General features: G+C 49.3%; 1 tRNA gene and 1 rRNA gene. Both read right to left on the bottom strand.

The features are described from left to right. Positions 1-318: ribosomal RNA gene (locus tag DPV74_RS41860) — 23S ribosomal RNA — on the bottom strand; the annotation flags it as partial. A gap of 290 nt (positions 319-608) precedes the next feature. Next, positions 609-684: transfer RNA gene (locus DPV74_RS41855), tRNA-Ala, on the bottom strand. Positions 685-686 lie beyond the last annotated feature (2 nt).

Here is a 686-nt window from a genome sequence, read left to right as displayed (position 1 = left end):
CTATGGCCGCACTTTCCAGAGCGTTCGGCTAACAATACAAATAAAGAGTGCAAGGCTCATCCCATTTCGCTCGCCACTACTTTGGGAATCTCGGTTGATTTCTTTTCCTGCGGTTACTTAGATGTTTCAGTTCACCGCGTTCGCTTCACATGGCCTATGTATTCAGCCATGGATACTCCAAAAGGAGTGGGTTTCCCCATTCGGACATCTACGGATCAAAGCTCGTTTGCCAGCTCCCCGTAGCTTTTCGCAGGCTACCGCGTCCTTCATCGCCTGTGATCGCCAAGGCATCCACCACATGCACTTGTTCGCTTGACCCTATAACGAGTCTGTCTCATCGACAGTCGCTACAGGTTGAGTTCTCGCGTTGTGCCGTATTCCAATTGAGTCAAACTTAGAGTTCGAATCATCTTGAGATACATCGATACAATCACAACCCGGATAGTTTTCACGTCCATCTCAAGACGCTTCCGCTATCCAAATTACTTACTTCTTCCAGATTGTTAAAGAACGACAGCCGATACTGACTACGTATCACTCTGACTGGCTCAATCGCCAATGCAAAATTCTCGGTTCATCGTATGAACCAAGCACTTAGCGTTGGTGATTGGTGGAGGCAGACGGGATCGAACCGACGACCCCCTGCTTGCAAAGCAGGTGCTCTCCCAGCTGAGCTATGCCCCCAT

The organism is Burkholderia sp. HAN2018 (genome assembly GCF_024704855.1).
In the GTDB taxonomy this organism is placed as follows: domain Bacteria; phylum Pseudomonadota; class Gammaproteobacteria; order Burkholderiales; family Burkholderiaceae; genus Burkholderia; species Burkholderia cepacia.
This window is presented reverse-complemented; position numbering and strand designations above follow the sequence as displayed.